Annotated in this window: 20 protein-coding genes and 1 pseudogene; 8 read left to right on the top strand and 13 right to left on the bottom strand. The window is 70.2% G+C overall.

Going from position 1 to position 19,117, the window contains the following annotated elements; all coding sequences use genetic code 11:
* Positions 1 to 10 precede the first annotated feature (10 nt).
* Together grxC and FO470_RS17820 are read right to left on the bottom strand one after the other, a co-directional pair.
* Entirely contained in the window at positions 11 to 268 is a 258-nt protein-coding gene (grxC, locus tag FO470_RS17825) for a glutaredoxin 3 (protein WP_144344326.1), read from the bottom strand.
* Between the two features lie 61 nt (positions 269 to 329).
* Positions 330 to 1,166 carry a ComF family protein gene (locus FO470_RS17820; protein ID WP_144344325.1) on the bottom strand — a complete coding sequence of 279 codons (837 nt, stop codon included), beginning with the start codon at positions 1,164 to 1,166 and terminating at the stop codon, positions 330 to 332.
* Between the two features lie 97 nt (positions 1,167 to 1,263).
* Between FO470_RS17820 and FO470_RS17815 the strand changes: the two genes are divergently transcribed.
* On the top strand, positions 1,264 to 2,157 hold the full coding sequence (locus FO470_RS17815) for a methyltransferase domain-containing protein (RefSeq protein ID WP_144344324.1): 894 nt from the start codon (positions 1,264 to 1,266) through the stop codon (positions 2,155 to 2,157).
* 11 nt (positions 2,158 to 2,168) lie between these two features.
* Here the strand turns inward: FO470_RS17815 and FO470_RS17810 are convergent, their stop codons facing one another.
* The 5 genes from FO470_RS17810 to FO470_RS17790 form a co-directional block, all read right to left on the bottom strand.
* A complete protein-coding gene (locus FO470_RS17810; RefSeq protein ID WP_144344323.1) occupies positions 2,169 to 2,657 on the bottom strand; it encodes a hypothetical protein in 489 nt (162 codons plus the stop codon).
* A 97-nt stretch (positions 2,658 to 2,754) separates the two neighbouring features.
* Positions 2,755 to 3,333 (bottom strand): TetR/AcrR family transcriptional regulator, encoded by a 579-nt coding sequence (locus FO470_RS17805; protein WP_144344322.1) that lies wholly within the window; start codon positions 3,331 to 3,333, stop codon positions 2,755 to 2,757.
* 100 nt (positions 3,334 to 3,433) lie between these two features.
* Positions 3,434 to 3,844 (bottom strand): 8-oxo-dGTP diphosphatase MutT, encoded by a 411-nt coding sequence (gene mutT, locus FO470_RS17800; RefSeq protein ID WP_144344321.1) that lies wholly within the window; start codon positions 3,842 to 3,844, stop codon positions 3,434 to 3,436.
* Positions 3,845 to 3,935: 91 nt separating this feature from the next.
* Positions 3,936 to 5,174: a bifunctional glutamate N-acetyltransferase/amino-acid acetyltransferase ArgJ gene (gene argJ, locus FO470_RS17795; protein WP_144344320.1), complete on the bottom strand. Its 1,239-nt coding sequence runs from the start codon at positions 5,172 to 5,174 to the stop codon at positions 3,936 to 3,938.
* 86 nt (positions 5,175 to 5,260) lie between these two features.
* Positions 5,261 to 5,551 (bottom strand): putative antibiotic biosynthesis monooxygenase, encoded by a 291-nt coding sequence (locus FO470_RS17790; RefSeq protein ID WP_200837811.1) that lies wholly within the window; start codon positions 5,549 to 5,551, stop codon positions 5,261 to 5,263.
* Positions 5,552 to 5,678: 127 nt separating this feature from the next.
* On the opposite strand from FO470_RS17790, the gene FO470_RS17785 reads away from it, so the two are divergent.
* Positions 5,679 to 6,326, top strand: a complete 648-nt coding sequence (locus tag FO470_RS17785; protein ID WP_144344319.1) for a TetR/AcrR family transcriptional regulator — start codon at positions 5,679 to 5,681, stop codon at positions 6,324 to 6,326.
* A gap of 55 nt (positions 6,327 to 6,381) precedes the next feature.
* On the opposite strand, the gene FO470_RS17780 is transcribed toward FO470_RS17785, so the two are convergent.
* On the bottom strand, positions 6,382 to 7,368 hold the full coding sequence (locus FO470_RS17780) for a peptidylprolyl isomerase (protein WP_144344318.1): 987 nt from the start codon (positions 7,366 to 7,368) through the stop codon (positions 6,382 to 6,384).
* Positions 7,369 to 7,793: 425 nt separating this feature from the next.
* On the opposite strand from FO470_RS17780, the gene secA reads away from it, so the two are divergent.
* Both secA and FO470_RS17770 read left to right on the top strand, forming a co-directional pair.
* Positions 7,794 to 10,589, top strand: a complete 2,796-nt coding sequence (gene secA / locus FO470_RS17775; protein ID WP_144344317.1) for a preprotein translocase subunit SecA — start codon at positions 7,794 to 7,796, stop codon at positions 10,587 to 10,589.
* Positions 10,586 to 10,990 carry a nuclear transport factor 2 family protein gene (locus FO470_RS17770; protein ID WP_144344316.1) on the top strand — a complete coding sequence of 135 codons (405 nt, stop codon included), beginning with the start codon at positions 10,586 to 10,588 and terminating at the stop codon, positions 10,988 to 10,990. Before secA ends, FO470_RS17770 begins: the two co-directional genes overlap by 4 nt.
* 25 nt (positions 10,991 to 11,015) lie before the next feature.
* On the opposite strand, the gene FO470_RS17765 is transcribed toward FO470_RS17770, so the two are convergent.
* The 4 genes from FO470_RS17765 to FO470_RS19575 form a co-directional block, all read right to left on the bottom strand.
* Entirely contained in the window at positions 11,016 to 12,806 is a 1,791-nt protein-coding gene (locus tag FO470_RS17765) for a L,D-transpeptidase family protein (protein ID WP_144344315.1), read from the bottom strand.
* 138 nt (positions 12,807 to 12,944) lie between these two features.
* Positions 12,945 to 13,898, bottom strand: coding sequence for an acetyl-CoA carboxylase carboxyltransferase subunit alpha (locus FO470_RS17760; protein ID WP_144344314.1), 954 nt, complete (start codon positions 13,896 to 13,898; stop codon positions 12,945 to 12,947).
* A gap of 115 nt (positions 13,899 to 14,013) precedes the next feature.
* The gene (locus FO470_RS17755) at positions 14,014 to 15,000 is read right to left on the bottom strand and encodes a site-specific tyrosine recombinase XerD (RefSeq protein ID WP_144344313.1); all 987 of its coding nucleotides are present in this window, start codon (positions 14,998 to 15,000) and stop codon (positions 14,014 to 14,016) included.
* Positions 14,997 to 15,140 (bottom strand): hypothetical protein, encoded by a 144-nt coding sequence (locus tag FO470_RS19575; protein WP_186292011.1) that lies wholly within the window; start codon positions 15,138 to 15,140, stop codon positions 14,997 to 14,999. The genes FO470_RS17755 and FO470_RS19575 overlap by 4 nt, the downstream gene beginning before the upstream one ends.
* Positions 15,141 to 15,335: 195 nt before the next feature.
* Here FO470_RS19575 and FO470_RS17750 point away from each other — a divergent pair, with 195 nt between their 5' ends.
* The 3 genes and pseudogenes from FO470_RS17750 to FO470_RS17740 all read left to right on the top strand — a co-directional run.
* Positions 15,336 to 15,929, top strand: coding sequence for a shikimate kinase (locus FO470_RS17750; protein ID WP_144344417.1), 594 nt, complete (start codon positions 15,336 to 15,338; stop codon positions 15,927 to 15,929).
* An 11-nt stretch (positions 15,930 to 15,940) separates the two neighbouring features.
* Complete coding sequence (gene aroB, locus FO470_RS17745; protein WP_144344416.1) at positions 15,941 to 17,092, top strand: 3-dehydroquinate synthase; 1,152 nt, start codon at positions 15,941 to 15,943, stop codon at positions 17,090 to 17,092.
* Between the two features lie 98 nt (positions 17,093 to 17,190).
* Positions 17,191 to 17,958, top strand: a pseudogene (locus tag FO470_RS17740) (transporter associated domain-containing protein); the annotation flags it as partial.
* Positions 17,959 to 18,033: 75 nt separating this feature from the next.
* Here the strand turns inward: FO470_RS17740 and FO470_RS17735 are convergent.
* Positions 18,034 to 18,333 carry a BolA family protein gene (locus tag FO470_RS17735; protein ID WP_144344311.1) on the bottom strand — a complete coding sequence of 100 codons (300 nt, stop codon included), beginning with the start codon at positions 18,331 to 18,333 and terminating at the stop codon, positions 18,034 to 18,036.
* Positions 18,334 to 18,443: 110 nt separating this feature from the next.
* Between FO470_RS17735 and FO470_RS17730 the strand changes: the two genes are divergently transcribed.
* Positions 18,444 to 19,064, top strand: coding sequence for a J domain-containing protein (locus tag FO470_RS17730; protein ID WP_144344310.1), 621 nt, complete (start codon positions 18,444 to 18,446; stop codon positions 19,062 to 19,064).
* The last annotated feature ends 53 nt before the right edge of the window (positions 19,065 to 19,117 follow it).

Here is a 19,117-nt window from a genome sequence, read left to right as displayed (position 1 = left end):
CAATGTCCGTTCAGCTCTTCAGCAGCGTGTCGAGCTCGCCGGCCTCCTCCAGCGCGTAGAGGTCGTCGCAGCCGCCGATATGCCGGCCGTCGATGAAGATCTGCGGCACGCTGGTGCGCCCGTTGGCGCGGCTCGACATGGTCGAGCGGGCAACGGGGTCGCCGGTCACGTTGATCTCGGAGAATTCGACGCCCTTGCGCTCCAGCAGGTCCTTGGCGGCATGGCAGTAGGGGCAGGTATAGGTGGTGTAGATCTCGATCTGCGACATCGTTTCCGACCTCTCCGAACCGGCCGCCACAAGGCTCGACGGGCCCCGGCGCCGGGGTCTCCTATGATATGGGCGCCCCCTGCCCGTCAACAACCCGCGCGAACACCAGCACGTCCACCCGTTTCGCCCCCGCGCGGGTGAGCGCCTTCACGCAGGCGTCGATGGTCGCCCCGGTGGTGAACACGTCGTCCACCAGCACCACGCGCCGTCCCCGCAGCTCCGCCCGCGCCGCCTCCGGCACGGCGAAGGCGCCGGCGACGTTCCGCAGCCGCGCCGTCCGGTCGAGCCCGACCTGCGGCGTGGTCGCCCGCCGCCGCTCCAGCCAGCCGGTGCGCAGCGGCACCCCCGTCCGCTTCCCGACGAACCGGGCCAGCGCCGCCGACTGGTTGAAGCGCCGCCGCCAGAGCCGGAATCCGTGCAGCGGCACCGGCACCAGCGCGTCGGCCTCCGCGAGGATGTCCGCCCCGGCGCGCGCCATCATCCGCGCCATCGGCTCGGCGACGTCGAGCCGGTCGGCATATTTCAGCGCGTGGATCAGGTCGCGCGCCACATCGCCGAACACCGCCACCGCGCGTGCCCGGCCATAGGCCGGGGGATCGGCCAGCGCCGCCGGCGAGAGCGGCGCGCCCTCGCCCGCGTCATGCGGCAGCGGCGTCCCGAGCCGGTCGCAGAAGGGCCGCTCGATGAAGCCCATCCGGCTCCAGCAACCCGCGCACAGGCAGCCCGGCTCGTTCACCGCCGTGCGGCAGGCCATGCAGGCCGGCGGCAGCGCGACATCCACCAGCCCGCGCGCCAGCCGGCGCCCGGCGCCATACGCCCGCGCCAGCAAGGCCGGGCGCGGCGCCTCCCGGACGGAATCATGCGGCAGCTCGAAGGGAGGCTCGGAAGGCTTGTCCATCGGGCGGAGCCTACCATGTGTGCCGGGCCCGCGCCTCGCGCCTTTGACCCCGCGCGGCGGGCGTCCTATGCCTTCCCGCCCCGAGGAGCATGCCCCGATGTCCGGTCCCGTCGACGTCTTCGATCCGCGCGCGCTGGCCGCCCGCCGCCGCCGCGCCCTCGCGCTGGGACCGGAGACCTTCCTGCTCGACCGGGCGGTGGAGGATCTTCTCGACCGCCTCGGCGCGGTGAAGCGCCGTTTCGGTACCGTGGCTGATCTTGGCACGCCGACCGACGCGCTGCGCGCGGCTCTGGACGGCGCGGGCATGGTGGACCGCTATTTCGCCTTCGGCCCGGCGGAACGGGCCGACGTCGACGCGGTCGTCGACCCGGAGATCCTGCCCTTCGCCCCGCAATCCCTCGATCTCGTGGTCTCCGCCCTCGCCCTCCAGACCGTCAACGATCTGCCCGGCGCGCTGGCGCAAATCCGCCGCGCGCTGCGGCCGGACGGGCTGCTGCTCGCCGGCTTCCTCGGCTCCGGTACCCTCCAGGAGCTGCGCGAGGCCTTCGCCATCGCGGAGAGCGACACGCTGGGCGGCATCTCGCCGCGCGTCGCCCCCTTCGCCGATCTGCGCGATCTCGGCGGCCTGCTGCAACGCGCCGGCTTTGCCCTGCCGGTCACCGATGTCGACCGCGTCGTGGTGCGCTATGGCAACCCGCTCGCGCTGCTGAACGACCTGCGCCGCATGGGCGCCGCCAACCCACTCACCGACCGGCGACGCGCGCCGCTGCTACGCCGGACGCTGGCGCGCCTGTTCGAAGTCTATGCCGAGCGGTTCTCGGACCCGGACGGCCGCCTGCGCGCCACTTTCGAGATCGCCTGGGTGTCCGGCTGGGCGCCGCATGAGAGCCAGCAGAAGCCGCTGCGCCCCGGCTCTGCCAAGATGCGGCTGGCCGAGGCGCTGAAGGTGCCCGAGGGACGCCTGCCGGGCGGCGACGGCGAGGCGCAGTAGAGCCCCGCCCGTCAGAGCGGGATGCGCGCCGCCGACCGGCGCAGATGGACGATCTGCGCGCCGAGGCCGATGACGAGCGCGGCCAGCAGGCTCCCCTGCGCGCCCAGAAGCAGCGGCGCGTCGAGTTCCGTCACCAGCGGATGGCCGTCCGGCACGCGCCGCAGGATCTCGGTGACGGTGGGCAGCATCAGCAGGAACGCCGTCAGGCTCGGGCAGACGGTCTCGATATAGCGACCCGCCCGCCCGAGGCCGGGCACCCACCCCACCGCGTAGCCGGCGACCAGCAGCACGATCGTCACCGCGCCGATGACGTTGCCGACCGGCACGTGCGTGACCAGAAACACCGTGAGGGCGCCGATCAGCATCGACACCAGATAGATCGCCCCGGCGGTGGAACGGGGCACGATCCGGCCGTAGCGGGCGAACATGTAGAAGGCGACGGGGATGGCCGGCAGGCTGCCGAGCGTGTGCACCCAGCCTAGGGGGGAGATTCCGAACATGGGTCTGTCCTTTGGGTGGAGGGAGGAAATGGGAAGCTATCTACTAGTTGGTAGGCATGATGGACGCAGGACGGCCCTCGCCCGGATCATGGGCGGGTCAGGCGAGCAGGCGTTCCAGCAGGGGGCGGGTGACGGCGCCGAACATGCCGGGCTCGCCATAGGCGCGGGCCGACAGCATGGCGCCATGGACCGTCGCCATGAACAGTTCGGCCTCGGCGTCGGCGGCGCCGGAAAGGCGCAAGCGGCCCTGCCCGGCTCCGTCTTCCAGAACCGCCCTCAGCCACGCCGACAGCATGCGGAAATGCGCACGCACCTCCACGGCGACCGGCTCGGGCAGGACGGGAAGCTGGCTCGCCAGCAGGGCGCAGATGCAGAAGGGCGCGCTCGCATCGGCGATGCAGGCTTCCCAATAGCCGATATAGGCGCGCAGCCGCTCCGCCGGATCGGCGATCTGCCGGTCCAGCTCCGCCAGCCCCGTCTCGGCCTCCTGCCGATAGCGCGCCACCAGCGTGCGCACCAGATCCGCCTTGCCGGGGAAATGATGGTGAATGCTGGCGTTGCGGATGCCGACCACCTTGGAGATGTCGGCATAGCTGAAGCCGTTATACCCGCCCTCGACGATCAGCGAGCGCGCGCACAGCAGGATTTCATCGGCGGTGGTCGAAGCATGGCTCATGACGTGAACCTACCTTCTAGTAGGTAGATACGTCAAGCCGGGAGATTCCCACATGTTCCCGCGCCGCCGGCCGCGCCCTCCAAGCAACCTTCCGAGGCGGCTACCGCCCCGGCCCGAGCAGGTCGAGCAGCACCGGGATCAGCGGCTCGTCGGCGGGCGGCATCGGGTAGTCGCGCAGCGCGCCCGCCTTCACCCAGGCGAGGCGCTGGCCCTCGCGGCCATGGGCGTGGCCTTCCCAGCGCCGGCAGATCCACAGCGGCATCAGCAGCTGGAAGGTCTCGTAGGTGTGGCTGGCGAAGGTGAGTGGGGCGAGGCAGGGCTCCTTCACCGTGATGCCCAGCTCCTCGGAAAGCTCGCGGATCAGGCATTCCTCCGGCCGCTCGCCGGGCTCCACCTTGCCGCCGGGAAATTCCCACAGGCCGGCCAGCGACTTGCCGGCGGGCCGCTCGGTCAGCAGCACCCGCCCGTCCGCATCGACGAGCGCGCAGGCGGCGACGAGAACGAGCTTCATCGATATCTCTCCAGAACCGGCCCGCTACCCGTCATGGCCGATGAGGGCGTGGATCCCCGGGCCGCGCCCGGGGATGACGGTACTCCGGTTCTCAGGACCGGTAGTCGCCGTTGATGGCGACATATTCCTTGGTGAGGTCGCAGGTCATCACCCGGTCGGCACCGCGCCCGAGGCCGAGATCGACGGAAAGGTCGATCACGTCGTTCTTCATGTAGGCAGAGACCTCCGCCTCGTCATAGGAGGGGTCGCGCGCGCCTTCATGCGCCACGCGGATCGCCCCGAAGGCGATGGAGAGCTTGTCGCGCTCGGCCGGCTCGCCCGCCTTGCCGACCGCCATCACCACGCGACCCCAGTTGGCGTCCTCGCCCGCCACCGCCGTCTTCACCAGCGGCGAATTGGCGATCGCCATGGCGATCTTGCGCGCCGAGCGCTTGGAGACCGCGCCGGAGACGTGGATGCGCACCAGCTTGCGCGCGCCCTCGCCGTCCCGCGCCACCTGCTCGGCAAGATCCGCCAGCACGCCCTGCAAGGCGCGGCGGAAGCGCATGAGGCGCGGGTCCTTCGCGTCGGCGATGCGCGGCGCGCCCGAGGCGCCGGTCGCGAACAGCAGCAGCGTGTCGGAGGTCGAGGTATCGCCGTCGATGGTCACGGCGTTGAAGCTGTCGGTGACGCCCCTGGAGAGCAGCGCCTGCAGCGCCGGCGCCTCGATGGCGGCGTCGGTGAAGACGAAGGAGAGCATGGTCGCCATGTCCGGCGCGATCATGCCCGCGCCCTTGGCGATGCCGGCGATGGTCACCGTCACGCCATCGATCTTTACCTTGGCGGTGGCCAGCTTGGGAAAGGTGTCGGTGGTCATGATCGCCCGCGCCGGGTCGATCCAGGGCAGGGAGCCGAGGCGCTTGGCGGTGGCGTCCAGCACGCCCTCATATTTCGTCGCGTCCAGCGGCTCGCCGATCACGCCGGTGGAGGCGAGGTAGATCTCGTCCTCGCGGCAATCCAGCGCCCTGGCGGCGATCTTCGCGGTCAGCGCGGTCGCCGCGCGGCCCTTGGCGCCGGTAAAGGCATTGGCGTTGCCGGAGTTCACCACCAGCCCGCGCGCCGAGCCCTTGGAAAGGATGTCGCGGCACCACTCCACCGGCGCGGAAGGGCACTTGGACTTGGTGAACACGCCGGCCACCGTGGTGCCCTTGTCGAGCGCCAGCAGCAGCACGTCGGTGCGGCCCTTGTAGCGGATGCCCGCCTCGGCGGTGGCGAAGCGCACCCCGGCGACGGGGCCGACATCCGGCACGGTCTTGGGCGCGAGGGGGGAGACGGGAGAAGCGTGTGCCATCGGCGGGGACTCTGCGGCGGGAAAGGGCCGAACGGATGTGCCCGAAGGCAGGCCGCAGCGCAAGGCGGATACACGAGCGAGGACTGTCACACTGTGTCGTGAACGCCAGCGTCGCCGCCGCGCGGCACCGGGTGCAGCCAATGGTGCAGCCGGGAATGGATGGCCGGGATCAGTCCCCACACCATGGTCGCCGCCACCGGCGGCACGATGAGCGCGGTCTTGAGGAACAGCGGCCAGCCGGCGGTGAGCGGAAACACCAGATAGAGCAGCGCGGTGACGAGCGGATAGACGCCGAGCATCACCGCCATGCAGAAGCGATGACGCGAGAAGCGGCCGGCAGGTTTGTCCTGAGCGGATGCTGTCGGGGTGGCGGACATCGGGATTGCCTCACAAAATGAAACGGAACGTTCCGTTAAATAAAACGACCCGTTTCGTTTTGTCAAGCAGGATCGGTGGCGCTAGTCTGCGCAACCACGCGCCCGCCCCGGGCCAAGGAACCGTCCGATGTCCGCCGAAACCCCGCCTCCCGACGTCTCGCCCGCAGACGGCGCCTCCCCGCCCCGCCGCGCATCGGCGGGGCCCCATCGCAGCAAGGCCTCGTCCGAGGCGATCCTCGATGCCGCCGAGGCGCTGCTGGCGGAGGCCGGCTATGGCGGATTTTCCATCGAGCAGGTCGCCCGGCGCGCGGGCGCGGGCAAGCCGACCATCTATCGCTGGTGGCCGAGCAAGGCGGCGCTGCTTCTGGACGTCTATGCCCGGCAGAAGCTCCAACTCGATCAAGACGACACCGGCGCGCTGGAGACCGACCTCGCCGCGCTGATCGGAGGCCTGTGGCGGTTCTGGCGCGAGACGGCGGCCGGCGGCGCCTTCCGCTCGATCATCGCCGAGGCGCAGTCCGATCCCGCCGCCATGGCGGCGCTGAACGGCTTCATGGCCGAGCGGCGGCACCATATCGCCGGCGCCTTCGAGCGCGCGGCGCGGCGCGGGGAGCTGGCGGACGACATCGATCTCGATGCCGTGATCGACATCATCTCGGGCTATGCCTGGAGCCGGCTGCTCACCGGCCGCATCGACGACGATCCCGCCGCCATCGCCCACGCCGCCCGGCAGATCGCGCGGGGCGTGGTGCGCCCCGGCTGGGCCCTCACATGAAAATGGCCGGGACGAACCCGGCCATTGCCATCTGATAGGTACGGAACCCGCGCAATCACTGCGCGGGCTTGGCAGCGTCCGGGGCGGCGGGAGCGTCGGCGGCGGGAACCTTCGGCGCGGCGTCGGTCTTCTCGACCTTGGCGGCCTCGCGGATCTTCTGCACCGTGTCGGCCTGCGCCTTCTGGGCGAGGAACTGCTCGATCTGCGGCTTCACCTCGTCGAAGGTCGGCACGGGCTTCTCGCGCTTCTCCTCCAGCTTGATGACGTGCCAGCCGAACTGCGTCTTCACCGGCTGCGACACCTCGCCCGGCTTCATCGCGAAGGCGGCCGTGGCGAATTCCGGCACCATCTGCTCCTTGGTGAAGAAGCCGAGATCGCCGCCGTCCTGCTTGCCCGAGGGGTCCTCGGTCAGCTCGCTGGCGAGCTTGGCGAAGTCCTCGCCCTTCTTCAGCCGCGCCTCGACGTCCTTGGCCTTCTTCTCGGCCGCGGCGGCGGCTTCCTTGTTGTCCGGGTCGGCGCGGAACAGGATGTGGCGGGCGCGCACCTCCTCCTCCGGCTTCTGCTGCTTCACCGCCTCCTCATAGGTCTGCATCAGCGCCGCGTCGGTCATCGCGGCCTTGGTCGCCTTCTCCAGCGCCGCCTGCATCAGCACGCGCTTGCGGATGAAGTCCAGCTCGCGCTTGAAGGCGGGCGTCTGGTCGAGCTTGTCGGCCTCGGCGGCCTGCGCCATCGCGGTGAGGTCGATCAGGAAGCCGAGCACATATTCCTCGCGGGCCGGGCCCTGCAGCTGCGGCGGCAGGTTCGGCCCCAGCTCCTCGGCGGCCGCGGCGACGTCGCTGCGGCGGATTTCCGCGCCGTTGACGGTGGCCAGCACCGGGTCGTCGCCCTGCGCCGTCTTGGCCGCCGGGGCGTCCTGCGCCAGCGCCGGCAGGGCGGGAACGAGAGCCGTGCCGAGGAGGGCGGCGAGAAGTCCGGCGCGCACGATGCCGGCGGCGGGGCGAAGAGACGCCTTGAGCGCGGCGTGCGGGCGATGACGGGTCATGGGAGCGTTCCTCAAGTTGCGGTTGTCCGCGAATAGGCGGCGAAAGCTGGCCCAGCCGGGGCCGGGTTGCAAGCGGGTATGAACACCGACGCCACATAATTCGGCGCGGCGGCGGCGATGGCGACAACCGGCGCGACGCCTTGCCTGCGGGCAAAACTGTCGTCCGGCCCGCGATTGACAACCCCCAAACCCGTTCATAAGTGTGGCACGCGGTGCGAGCCCTCCCCGGCGCTCGCATTTATGTGACGCAAGAACCCGCAAGCCGTTCGCGGCCGTCCGGCCCTGAAGACCCATTTCGGCCGCAAATGGCGTCTCGATGAGGCTTTCGGCCCGCGCGCTCGCGTCAGCGGCTTGCACAGGAGGACGCGGCGGCCCGTCACCGCCCGTCCGACAACTGATCCTGGCGGACACGGATTGGAAGTCTCATGTTCGGCGCTCTCGCGCGAAAGCTCTTCGGATCGGCCAATGATCGCCGCGTGCGCGGCTACCAGCCCAAGGTGGCGGCCATCAACGCGCTCGAACCGGAGCTGAGGGCGCTCTCCGACGAGGAGCTGCGTGCGCGCACGCTCGCCTTCCGCGAGCAGCTCGCCAACGGCGCCACCCTCGACGACCTGCTCGTCCCGGCCTTCGCCACCGTGCGCGAGGCCTCCCGGCGCGCCCTCGGCCAGCGCCATTTCGACGTCCAGCTCATCGGCGGCATGGTGCTGCACGAGCGCGGCATCGCCGAGATGCGCACCGGCGAAGGCAAGACGCTGGTGGCGACCTCCCCCGTCTATCTCAACGCGCTGACCGGCAAGGGCGTGCACGTCGTCACCGTGAACGACTACCTCGCCAAGCGCGACGCCGAGTGGATGGGCCGCGTCTACCGCTTCCTCGGCCTGACGGTCGGCATCATCCATCACGGCATGGACGACGACGAGCGCCGCGCCGCCTATGCCTGCGACGTCACCTACGCCACCAACAACGAGCTCGGCTTCGACTATCTGCGCGACAACATGAAGTACGAGCTGAACCAGATGGTCCAGCGCCCGCACTTCTACGCCGTGGTCGACGAGGTCGACTCGATTCTGGTCGACGAGGCGCGCACCCCGCTCATCATCTCCGGCCCGCTCGACGACCGCTCGGACTTCTACAACACCATCGACACCTACATCCCCAAGCTGTCGAAGGAAGATTACGAGGTCGACGAGAAGCAGCGCTCCGTCGCCATGACCGAAGCCGGCATGGAGAAGATCGAGACCCTGCTGCGCGACGCCGGCCTGCTGAAGGGCGACAGCCTCTACGACGTCGAGAACGTCTCGGTCGTCCACCACGTCAACCAGGCCCTGCGCGCCCACACGCTGTTCCAGCGCGACAAGGACTACATCGTGCGCAACGGCGAGGTCGTCATCATCGATGAGTTCACCGGCCGCATGATGCCGGGCCGCCGTTACTCGGAAGGCCTCCATCAGGCGCTGGAGGCGAAGGAGCGGGTGCAGGTCCAGCCGGAAAACCAGACACTGGCCTCCATCACCTTCCAGAACTATTTCCGCATGTACGAGAAGCTGGCCGGCATGACCGGCACGGCGAACACCGAGGCGGCCGAGTTCCAGGACATCTACAATCTCGAGGTGGTCGAGATCCCGACCAACCTGCCCGTCCAGCGCATCGACGACGACGACGAGGTCTACCGCACCGCCGGCGAGAAGTACGACGCCATCATCGACCTCATCGCCGAGTGCAAGACGAGCGGCCAGCCGGTCCTCGTCGGCACCACCTCGATCGAGAAGTCCGAGCTGCTCGCCGAGCTGTTGAAGAAGCGCGGCTTCAAGCAGAAGGACTTCTCCGACCCGGACGCCTTCCGCGCCCTCTATGACGGCGACCAGGGCAAGGCCGACGAGAAGGTCTTCGCGGTGCTCAACGCCCGCCACCACGAGCAGGAATCCTACATCGTGGCGCAGGCCGGCGTTCCCGGCGCCATTACCATCGCCACCAACATGGCCGGCCGAGGCACCGACATCCAGCTCGGCGGCAACGCCGAGATGCGCATCCAGCACGAGCTCGCCGACATGCCCGAGGGCGAGCAGCGCGCCGCCGCCGAGGCCCGCATCCGCGAGGAGGTCGCCGCCCTCAAGCAGAAGGCGCTCGCCGCCGGCGGCCTGTTCGTGCTCGGCACCGAGCGCCACGAGAGCCGGCGCATCGACAACCAGCTGCGCGGCCGCTCCGGCCGTCAGGGCGACCCCGGCCACTCCAAGTTCTTCCTGTCGCTGGAAGACGACCTGATGCGCATCTTCGGGTCGGACCGGCTCGACGGCATGCTGCAGAAGCTCGGCCTCAAGGAGGGCGAGGCGATCGTCCATCCCTGGATCAACCGCGCGCTGGAGAAGGCGCAGCAGAAGGTCGAGGCCCGCAACTACGACATCCGCAAGAACCTGCTGAAATACGACGACGTGATGAACGACCAGCGCAAGGTCGTGTTCGAGCAGCGCGTCGAGCTGATGCAGGACGAGGACGTCGCCGACACGGTCGTCGAGATGCGCCACGGCGTCATTGAGGACATCGTGACCAAGCACGTTCCGCCGAACGCCTATCCTGAGCAGTGGGATACGGAAGGGCTCGGCGAGGAGCTGAACCGCGCTCTCGGCCTCGACCTGCCGGTCAAGGAATGGGCGGCCGAGGAGGGCATCGCCGACGAGGAGATGCGCGAGCGCGTCCAGCAGCGCGCCGATGAGTTCATGGCCTCCAAGGTCGCCAAATACGGCCCGGAGATCATGCGCTATGTCGAGAAGTCGATCCTGCTGCAGACGCTCGATCATCTCTGGCGCGAGCACCTCGTCACGCTGGATCACCTGCGCCAGGTCATCGGCCTGCGCGGCTATGCCCAGCGCGACCCGCTGAACGAGTACAAGTCCGAGGCGTTCCAGCTCTTCGAGGCCATGCTCTCGAACCTGCGCGAGGCGGTGACCGCCCAGCTCATGCGCGTCGAGGTGATGACCGCCCCGCCGACCGAACCGCTGCCGGAGATGAGCGCCCACCACGTCGACGCCCTCACCGGCGACGACGAGTTCGCCTATGCCGACGCCGAGATCGCCGCCGAGGCGACGCTGGCGCCGGACGCCGATGCCGGCGCGCCCAACCGTGATCCCAACGATCCGGCGACCTGGGGCCGGGTCGGGCGCAACGAGCCCTGTCCCTGCGGCTCGGGCCTCAAATACAAGCACTGCCACGGCAAGTTCGTATGAGCGAGGCCGCCTCGGCGGCCGAAGACCCGGCGGGTGATCTCGCCGGCGTCGAGGCGGCCGAGCGGCGCCTGCGGGATGCCGCCCTTCATGGCGACGTGGCGGCGCTCGACGCCCTGCTGGCCGACGATCTGATCTTCGTCGACCAGACCGGGCGCTTCCTCTCCAAGGCGGACGATCTGGAGCTGCACCGCAGCGGCGCCCTCACGCTCGACACGCTGCGCTTTTCCGACTACCGGCTGCGCGCGCTGGCGCCCGGGCTGGTGCTGGCGGTGCTCAGGGCCGATGCCGCCGGCCGCGCGGCCGGGGAGGCCTTCACCGTCGCGCTGCGCTTCTCGCGCCTGTGGCGGCGCGAGCCGACGGGCTGGCGGGTCGCCAGCGCCCATTCGACCGCCATTTCCTAGAAAACCGCGCGCTCCGCGAACGCGCCTACTGCACCGACGAGAAGCTGCCGGGCGTCAGAATGTTGGCGCCGGGCAGCGCCTGCGTCCCGTAGAGCGCCTCGCTGCTGGATGCCGCCACCGAGGGGCGCAGCGCCGGGGCGCCCGTCGAACCCGTCTGGGCCGGCGCCGTGGCCGAGGTCGCGGCGGCAGTGCTGGAGGTGTCGCCATAGCCCGGATGGGTCGGGCGCGGCACGACCGACGTCGAGGCAGCCTGCGGCGGCGCGGCAGGAGCCGACGAAGCCGAATTGGTCCGGCGGCCGGTGGACGTCGCGGACGACGCCTGCGGCCCGCCCGCCGTCTGGCGCTGCGCGGAAGGCTTGGCCGGCGGCACCGGAACATCGGCCGGAGCCGCGGCCGCTTCCGTCGCCGGAGCGGGCGCCGGCTCTGGGCTGCCGCCGAACCAGTTCTTGAGCCCGCTGAGGAATCCCATGCTGCCGGAATCGACCGAGGCGACACGCGTCGGCGCGGGAGCGGGAGCGCTTGCGGGTGCGGACGTGGCGGCGGCCCCCGTCGTCGCAGCCGTGGCTGCCTCAGTGCTGGTGGCGGCCGGCGCGGGTGCGGCGGCCGGGGATGAGGGCGAGAAGAAGCTGAACAGACCGCCACTCGCGGCTGGCGGCGCCGCCGCCACCTGCGTGGCCGCCGCGCCCGGCGCATCGGTGGGACGCGGCGTCGGCAGCGGCACGTTGGCCGCCTGCGGCACCGCGTCGGCATTGGCGAGCGCGATGCTCTCGGCCGGCGCCGGCTCGTTGGTGGCGACGCCGTAGTCGCTTCCCGGCGGCTTCACCACCGCCGGCAGCGAACCTGGCGCGGAAAGCTCGGGGTTTTCCAGCTTGGCGAGGAACACCTTGTGCATCCCGCCGTCCTTGCCGGTCTTGACCGGCGCGGAAGGCTGCGCGCCGGCGCTGGCGATGCGGGTGCTGACCTCGCGCTGGCGCATGGCGACCGCTTCGCCCAGCCCGCCCGGCTGGGTGTATTCGGGGCACGCGGCCGCGGCCTGGAAGCGCTGGCTCGGGTCGGCGGGGGTCGCGTTGAAGACGTAGCGCTTGCCGCAGAAATCGACCTTCGGCGGCGCCTTGGTCAGCTCGAACACGTCGCTGCCTTCCTTCAGCATCTTCCAGAAGGCGAGGTTCGGGTTGTTGCGGTGGCGCACCAGATTCGCGGTGGTCATGCGGAACGGATAGGCCTGCACCTGGAAGGAGCGCTGTCCTCCCATGAAGCTCTCGCGGCCGAGCGCGAAGACCTCCTGCACCTGCTCGTCGGTCATGGCGTAGCAGCCGCGCGAGGTGCAGTCGCCATGCACCATCAGATTGGCGCCGGTACGGCCGAGCGAGCGGTCGAAGGCGTTGGGATAGCCGAGATCGAAGGACAGATAATACTGCGAGTTCGGATTCATCTGGCCGGGGGTGACGGTGTAGAAGCCTTCCGGCGCCTGCCGGTCGCCTTCCTTCACCTTCGGCCCCAATTCACCGGACCAGCGGCAGATCGGATAGGTCTTCAGCAGCGCGTAGCCACCGCTGGTCGTCTGCTTCCAGACCTCCAGCTCGGATTCTTCCTTGAAGATACGCACCACGATGGGGCTGGTCTTCGCCATGCCCTTCTCCTGGAGAAGGGCGAGCGTCTGCGGCGAGAGAGTCCTGCTCGCCTTGGACATCGGCGAGGGGCCGTCATTGGCGTTGCAGCCGGCAAGGATCAGCGCCGCGCTTCCCGCGAGCAGGGCAGCGCGCCACCCGGTGCCGGGCCTCCGGTTGCGCCCGTGGCGCAGGAGGCTCGAAAACACTGGAACCCTCACCCCGAGACTCCCCAACAGCACCCGCCCGAAGGCGGTTCCGATGCTAAAGCGTTATACGCCGACCGGGACGGATCGCAATCCCGCCCCCCGATACCGGAATTACCGCCGGCGTCGTAAACGGCGCCCTTACAGGTTCCGCCCGATGGCGAGGAACTTTTCCCGGCGCGCCCGACGCAGCGCCGCCGCGTCCAGCCCCTCCAGCTCGCCCAGCGCCGCCTCGATGGCGTCGCCGGTTGCGGTGATCGCCGCCTGCGGGTCGCGATGCGCGCCGCCCGCCGGCTCGGGAATCACCGAATCGATGATGTGGAAGCGCAGCAGGTCCTGCGCGGTGATCTTCATGTTGACCGCCGCTTCCTGCGCCTTGGCGGTGTCGCGCCACAGGATCGAGGCCGCGCCTTCCGGCGAGATCACGCTGTAGATGGAGTGCTCGAGCATCAGCACCCGGTTCGCCGTGGCGATGGCGATGGCGCCGCCGGAACCGCCCTCGCCGATGACCACGGCGACGTTCGGGGCGCCGAGCGAGAGGCACGCATCGGTCGAGCGGGCGATCGCCTCGGCCTGCCCGCGCTCCTCCGCGTCGAGGCCGGGAAAGGCGCCGGCGGTGTCGACAAGCGAGATCACCGGCAGCGCGAAGCGGTCGGCCAGCTCCATCAGCCGCGCCGCCTTGCGGTAGCCCTCGGGGCGGGCCATGCCGAAATTGTGCTTGATGCGGGTCTCGGTGGTCGAGCCCTTCTCCTGCCCGATCAGGCAGACGGGACGCCCGCGAAAGCGCGCGAAGCCGCCGAGGATGGCGTGGTCGTCGCCGAACTTGCGGTCGCCCGCCAGCGGGTCGAATTCCTCGAACAGCGTGCGGGCGTAATCGGTGAAGTGCGGGCGCAGCGGATGGCGCGCCACCTGCGTCTTCTGCCAGGGCGAGAGGTTGGAATAGAGCTGGACCAGCGCCTCCCGCGCCTTGCCTTCCAGGCGCGTGATGTCGTCGCCGATGGCAACCGCGTCGCCCTGCGCGGCCATGGCACGCAATTCTTCCAGCTTGGCCTCGAGTTCGGCCACGGGCTTTTCAAAGTCGAGGTAGCTGCGCATCGGAAACGGTGAACCGGCTCTCAGGAGGGAAGGCCGACCCGGACGGGCGGCCCGCGAGGACGCGCGGAAGCTGCCCCGACAGGGTGGCGACGTCAAGGCAAGCTGGCGAATAGGTTCAGTCGCCGCCCGCATCGCTCAGGGGATGAAGGTCGCGCACGAGGCTTTTCAGCCGCTCGTCGAGCACATGGGTGTAGATCTGCGTGGTCGAGATGTCGCTGTGGCCGAGCAGCGTCTGCACGATGCGCAGGTCCGCCCCGTGCGCCAGCAGATGGCTGGCGAAGGCATGGCGCAGCACGTGCGGCGACAGCTTGCCGGGGTCGAGCCCGGCGGCGAGCGCGAGCTCCTTCAGGTCGAGCGCCACCTGCTGGCGGGTGATGTGGCCGCTTGCCGCGCCCGAGGGAAACAGCCAGCGCCCCGCCGCCTCCTCCTTCGCCGCGCCCTTCGCCTTCGCGCCCGCCTTGGCCGCCCGCTCCGCCGCGAGCCGCTCCAGCGCGGCGCGCCAGACGCGCATCGCCCCCTTCGCCGCCTCGCCGAGCGGCACGAGGCGCTCCTTGTTGCCCTTGCCGCGCACGATGATGGCGTCGCCCTTCGCATTCGCCGCCGAGGCCGGCAGCGCCGCCAGCTCGGACACGCGCAGCCCCGTCGCGTAGAGCAGCTCGACGAAGCAGGCGGTGCGCGCCCGCCGCGCCTGTTCGCCGAGGCCCGGCAACGGCTCGGCCGCGCGGGCATGGGCGGTCTCGATCAGCCGCGTCACCTCGTCGAGCGTCAGCACCTTGGGCAGCGGCCGGCCCCGGCGCGGGCCTTCCAGCACCGCCGCCGGATCGTCGCCGCGATAATTCTCGACATAGAGGAAGCGGTGGAACTGCCGCACCGCCGACAGCCGGCGCGCCACGCTGGCGCTGGCGAGCCCCCGGCCCGACAATTCCGCGAGATAGGCGCGGATATGGGAGGTCTGCGCCTCGCCGGCGCCGACCCCCTGGGTTAGGAGAAAGCCCTCATAGTCGTCGAGGTCGCGCCCATAGGCGCCGAGCGTGTTGGCGCTCGCCCCGCGCTCGGCGGCCATCATGTCGAGGAACAGCCGCGCCGCGTTCCCCGCGCTCATTTGGCGAACCGGTCGGGCGGCACGGCGATGCTCATCTCGCGCGTCTGCGGCTGCACGAGATTGGCGAAGGCCCACAGCGTGCCGTAGCCGATGCCGCCGAGCACGCCGAGAACGATGAGAAGACGGATGAGGCTCGGCATGGAGAGGCAGGCCCTGCGCGATTCGAACGTCGGAATTGTTGCGATCTTACCGCCTTTCGCCGTCCGGGCGGAAGCAAGCCCGCCGTGCCGGACGGCCGGAGCGGCATTACATTGCGTCTCCACGTCGCGGATGATAGTCCGCCCTGCGATGAGCGAGCATGTGCCCCGGCGGGGGAAATCATGACGGCGGAGACCATGACGGCCGAGATCGAGCAGGACGAGAGGGCGTCGGCGCTGCGTGAGCTTCTGGGCACGCGCTCCATCGTGCTCGTCGGCATGATGGGCGCCGGCAAGTCCTCGGTCGGCAAGCGCCTCGCCCGGCGCCTCGCCTTGCCCTTCGCCGATGCCGACACCGAAATCGAGCAGGCGGCGGGCATGACGATCCCGGAGATCTTCGAGCATCACGGCGAGCCCGCCTTCCGCGACGGCGAGAAGAAGGTCATCGCCCGGCTCATCGAGAGCGGCCCGATGGTGCTCGCCACCGGCGGCGGCGCCTTCATGAGCGAGGACACCCGCTCGGCGGTCGCCCGCCACGGCGTCGCCGTGTGGCTGAAGGCCGAGCTCGACGTGCTGCTGCGCCGGGTGCGCCGGCGCGACGACCGGCCGCTGCTGAAGACCGCCGACCCGGAAGCCACGCTGGCGCGGCTGATCGACCAGCGCTATCCGGTCTATGCCCTGGCCGACGTCACCGTGACGTCGCGCGACGTTCCGCAGGAAACCATGGTCGACGAGGTGATCGAGGCGCTCGCGTGCCATCTCGCCCCGCCGCGTTCAGGAGACGAGACGTGACCGAGGCCGCCATGCCCCTTCCCGCAGCGACGACCCTTCCCAGCGACGTGACGCAGCTGCGCGTCGGCCTCGGCGATCGTTCCTACGACATCGTCATCGGGCCGGGCCTGCTGGCGCAGGCGGGCGCGCGCATCGCCGCGCTGCGTCCGGGCGCGCGGGTCGGCATCGTCACCGACCGCAACGTCGCCGAACGCCATCTCGGCACGGTCGAGGAATCCCTGCGCGCCGCCGGCCTCGTTCCCACCCCGGTCATCGTCGAGCCCGGCGAGAAATCGAAGAGCTTCGCGGTGCTGGAGCAGGTGCTCGACGGCCTGCTGGCCGCCCGCATCGAGCGGCGCGACCTCGTGCTGGCGCTGGGCGGCGGCGTGGTCGGCGATCTCGCCGGCTTCGCGGCGGCGGCGCTGCGGCGCGGCGTCGATTTCGTGCAGGTTCCCACCAGCCTGCTGGCGCAGGTCGATTCCTCGGTCGGCGGCAAGACCGGCATCAATTCGCGCCACGGCAAGAACCTCATCGGCGCCTTCCACCAGCCCATCCTCGTGCTGGCCGACACCGGGGTGCTCGACACGCTGCCGCTGCGCGAGTTCCGCTCCGGCTATGCCGAGGTGGCGAAATACGGGCTCATCGACAACGCCCCCTTCTTCACCTGGCTGGAACGCAAGTGGCAGGACGTGTTCGGCGGCGGGCCGGCGCGCATCGAGGCCATCGCCACCAGCTGCGCCTCCAAGGCCGCCGTGGTCAGCCGCGACGAGAAGGAAACCGGCGACCGCGCCTTGCTCAATCTCGGCCACACCTTCGGCCATGCGCTGGAAGCCGGCGCCGGCTTCTCCCAGCGCCTGCTGCACGGCGAGGCGGTCGCCATCGGCATGGCGCAGGCCTTCCGCTTCTCGGCCGCGCAGGGCCTGTGCGCGCCGGCCGACGCCGAGCGGGTGGCGGCGCACCTCAAGGCGGTCGGCCTGCCGACCCGCATCGCCGACATTCCCGGCGAGCTGCCCGACACGGACGGGCTGATGGACCTCATCGCGCAGGACAAGAAGGTCTCGCGCGGCGCCCTCACCTTCATCCTCGCCCGCGGCATCGGCCAGAGCTTCATCGCCCGCGACGTCGACCCGGCCGCGGTGCGCAGCTTCCTGGAGGCGGAGCGCGCCGGGGGCGCCCATCCATGAGCCGGGCCCCGGCGCTCAACGGCCTGAAGCACTGGCTCAAGGGCCGTCCACCCGCTCGGCCGGCGCAGCAGCCGCCGCCCGCGGAGCCGCCGGAGAACGATGAACTGAAGCAGGCGCTCGACGCGCTGCGCCGCGCCGCCGGCATCGTGGGCGACGACCTCGCCATGGTGGAAGGCCTGCTGAACCTGCGCGAGCTGGAAGTCAGCGACGTCATGGTCCACCGCACCAAGATGGCGACGCTCGACGCCGGCGAGCCACCCGTGGACCTCGTGCGCGAGGTGCTCGCCTCGCCCTACACCCGCCTGCCGCTGTGGCGCGACACGCCGGACAACATCGTCGGCGTGCTGCACGCCAAGGACCTGCTGCGCGAGCTGCAGACGCTCGGCAACGACATCGCCAGGCTCGATGTCGAGAAGATCGCCCGCCCGCCCTGGTTCGTGCCCGACGTCACCCTGCTCACCGACCAGCTCAAGGCCTTCCGCCGCCGCAAGCAGCACTTCGCCCTCGTCGTCGACGAGTATGGCGAGGTGATGGGTCTGGTGACGCTGGAGGATATTCTCGAAGAGATCGTCGGCGACATCACCGACGAGCACGACAAGGCGTTCACCGGCGCCCGCCGCCATCCCGACGGCTCGGTCAGCGTCGAGGGCTCTGTGGCGATCCGCGATCTCAACCGCGCCATGGGCTGGGACCTGCCGGACGAGGAGGCGACGACCATCGCCGGCCTCGTCATCCACGAGGCCCGCATCATCCCCGAGCCGGGGCAGGCCTTCCTGTTCCACGGCTTCCGCTTCCAGGTGATGCGCAAGCAGCGCAACCGCGTCACCCTGCTGCGGGTGGCGCCCCTGCGCCGCGCCGGGGTGTGAGGCGGCCCGCACCCGCGTCTCCCTCTCTGGAATTCCGGCCGTCCGCTCCCATATTGGGGAGGCTTCCCCGGACGGCTATTCCCCCGGTGCCTTGGCCTCGATCGCCAGAGCGTGCAGGCCGCGGGCGATCTCGTCCGCGAGCAGGCCGTTCACCGCGCGATGGCGGGCCAGCCGGCCCTGTCCGCGGAACGCCTCCGACACGATGCGCACGCGCAGATGCGTGAGCTGACCCGCACGGTGCCCGCCATGGCCTTCATGCCGATGACTTTCGTCCTCCAGCTCCAGCACCGTGGGGGAGAGTTCGGCCAGCGCGACGCGCACGCGGGCGAGAGCCTGCGCCACGGCGTCGTCGGAGGGGGCGGCGTTCGCGTTCATGAGCGATGCGGTACGCCGACGCATCACCCCCGTCAATATCGTCCGGGAGGACGGTGACGGGTCTCTGGTTTCTTGTATACCTGTGCCAGCCCTAGCATAATCGCCGGATCATGAAGCTCGACTCCCCGATATTCGATCGCATCCGCGTCAAGCCGGACCGTGATCGCCGCGTGAAGGCGGAAGGCCCGGCCTGCGAATGGGCGGGCTGCTGCAACGCCGCGACTCATCGCGCGCCGAAGGGCCGGCAGCAGGAGGGGCAGTTCTGGCGCTTCTGCTTCGACCATGTGCGCGAGTACAACCAGTCCTACAATTATTTCTCCGGCATGGCGGACGATGCCGTCGCCGCCTACCAGAAGGACGCGCTGACCGGCCATCGCCCCACCTGGAAGATGGGCTCGCGCGGCGGCGGCGCCCAGGCCTCGGCGCAGGCCAGCCAGCACTCGGCGGACGGCTTCGGCGATCCGTTCGGCATGTTCGGCGAGGTGGGGGGCCGCGCCCGTCCCGAGCCGGAGCCGGCACGCGAGAGCCGGATGATCCGCAACGCGGAGCGCCGCGCCTTCGAGTCGCTGGGCGTCGAGGTCTCCGCCACGGCGGAAGAGATCAAGGCCCGCTTCAAGGTGCTGGTGAAGAAGTACCACCCGGACGCCAATGGCGGCGACAATTCGACCGAGGACCGTCTGCGCGACGTCATCCAGGCCTATAATCACCTCAAGAGCGCGGGCTTCTGCTAGGAAGCGCGTGTGCCAGACCAGTCCGCGACGATCAGTGCGGCAACGGAGGAAGA

It is taken from the genome of Ancylobacter moscoviensis, from assembly GCF_007559435.1.
Taxonomy (GTDB): Bacteria; Pseudomonadota; Alphaproteobacteria; order Rhizobiales; family Xanthobacteraceae; genus Ancylobacter; species Ancylobacter moscoviensis.
This window is presented reverse-complemented; position numbering and strand designations above follow the sequence as displayed.

Excerpts from the sequence above, each read along its gene's own strand:
- grxC (WP_144344326.1), bottom strand. The coding sequence starts at position 268 with ATGTCGCAGATCGAGATCTACACCACCTATACCTGCCCCTACTGCCAT.
- FO470_RS17820 (WP_144344325.1), bottom strand. The coding sequence starts at position 1,166 with ATGGACAAGCCTTCCGAGCCTCCCTTCGAGCTGCCGCATGATTCCGTC.
- FO470_RS17815 (WP_144344324.1), top strand. The coding sequence starts at position 1,264 with ATGTCCGGTCCCGTCGACGTCTTCGATCCGCGCGCGCTGGCCGCCCGC.
- FO470_RS17810 (WP_144344323.1), bottom strand. The coding sequence starts at position 2,657 with ATGTTCGGAATCTCCCCCCTAGGCTGGGTGCACACGCTCGGCAGCCTG.
- FO470_RS17805 (WP_144344322.1), bottom strand. The coding sequence starts at position 3,333 with ATGAGCCATGCTTCGACCACCGCCGATGAAATCCTGCTGTGCGCGCGC.
- mutT (WP_144344321.1), bottom strand. The coding sequence starts at position 3,844 with ATGAAGCTCGTTCTCGTCGCCGCCTGCGCGCTCGTCGATGCGGACGGG.
- argJ (WP_144344320.1), bottom strand. The coding sequence starts at position 5,174 with ATGGCACACGCTTCTCCCGTCTCCCCCCTCGCGCCCAAGACCGTGCCG.
- FO470_RS17790 (WP_200837811.1), bottom strand. The coding sequence starts at position 5,551 with ATGTCCGCCACCCCGACAGCATCCGCTCAGGACAAACCTGCCGGCCGC.
- FO470_RS17785 (WP_144344319.1), top strand. The coding sequence starts at position 5,679 with ATGTCCGCCGAAACCCCGCCTCCCGACGTCTCGCCCGCAGACGGCGCC.
- FO470_RS17780 (WP_144344318.1), bottom strand. The coding sequence starts at position 7,368 with ATGACCCGTCATCGCCCGCACGCCGCGCTCAAGGCGTCTCTTCGCCCC.
- secA (WP_144344317.1), top strand. The coding sequence starts at position 7,794 with ATGTTCGGCGCTCTCGCGCGAAAGCTCTTCGGATCGGCCAATGATCGC.
- FO470_RS17770 (WP_144344316.1), top strand. The coding sequence starts at position 10,586 with ATGAGCGAGGCCGCCTCGGCGGCCGAAGACCCGGCGGGTGATCTCGCC.
- FO470_RS17760 (WP_144344314.1), bottom strand. The coding sequence starts at position 13,898 with ATGCGCAGCTACCTCGACTTTGAAAAGCCCGTGGCCGAACTCGAGGCC.
- FO470_RS17755 (WP_144344313.1), bottom strand. The coding sequence starts at position 15,000 with ATGAGCGCGGGGAACGCGGCGCGGCTGTTCCTCGACATGATGGCCGCC.
- FO470_RS19575 (WP_186292011.1), bottom strand. The coding sequence starts at position 15,140 with ATGCCGAGCCTCATCCGTCTTCTCATCGTTCTCGGCGTGCTCGGCGGC.
- FO470_RS17750 (WP_144344417.1), top strand. The coding sequence starts at position 15,336 with ATGACGGCCGAGATCGAGCAGGACGAGAGGGCGTCGGCGCTGCGTGAG.
- aroB (WP_144344416.1), top strand. The coding sequence starts at position 15,941 with ATGCCCCTTCCCGCAGCGACGACCCTTCCCAGCGACGTGACGCAGCTG.
- FO470_RS17735 (WP_144344311.1), bottom strand. The coding sequence starts at position 18,333 with ATGAACGCGAACGCCGCCCCCTCCGACGACGCCGTGGCGCAGGCTCTC.
- FO470_RS17730 (WP_144344310.1), top strand. The coding sequence starts at position 18,444 with ATGAAGCTCGACTCCCCGATATTCGATCGCATCCGCGTCAAGCCGGAC.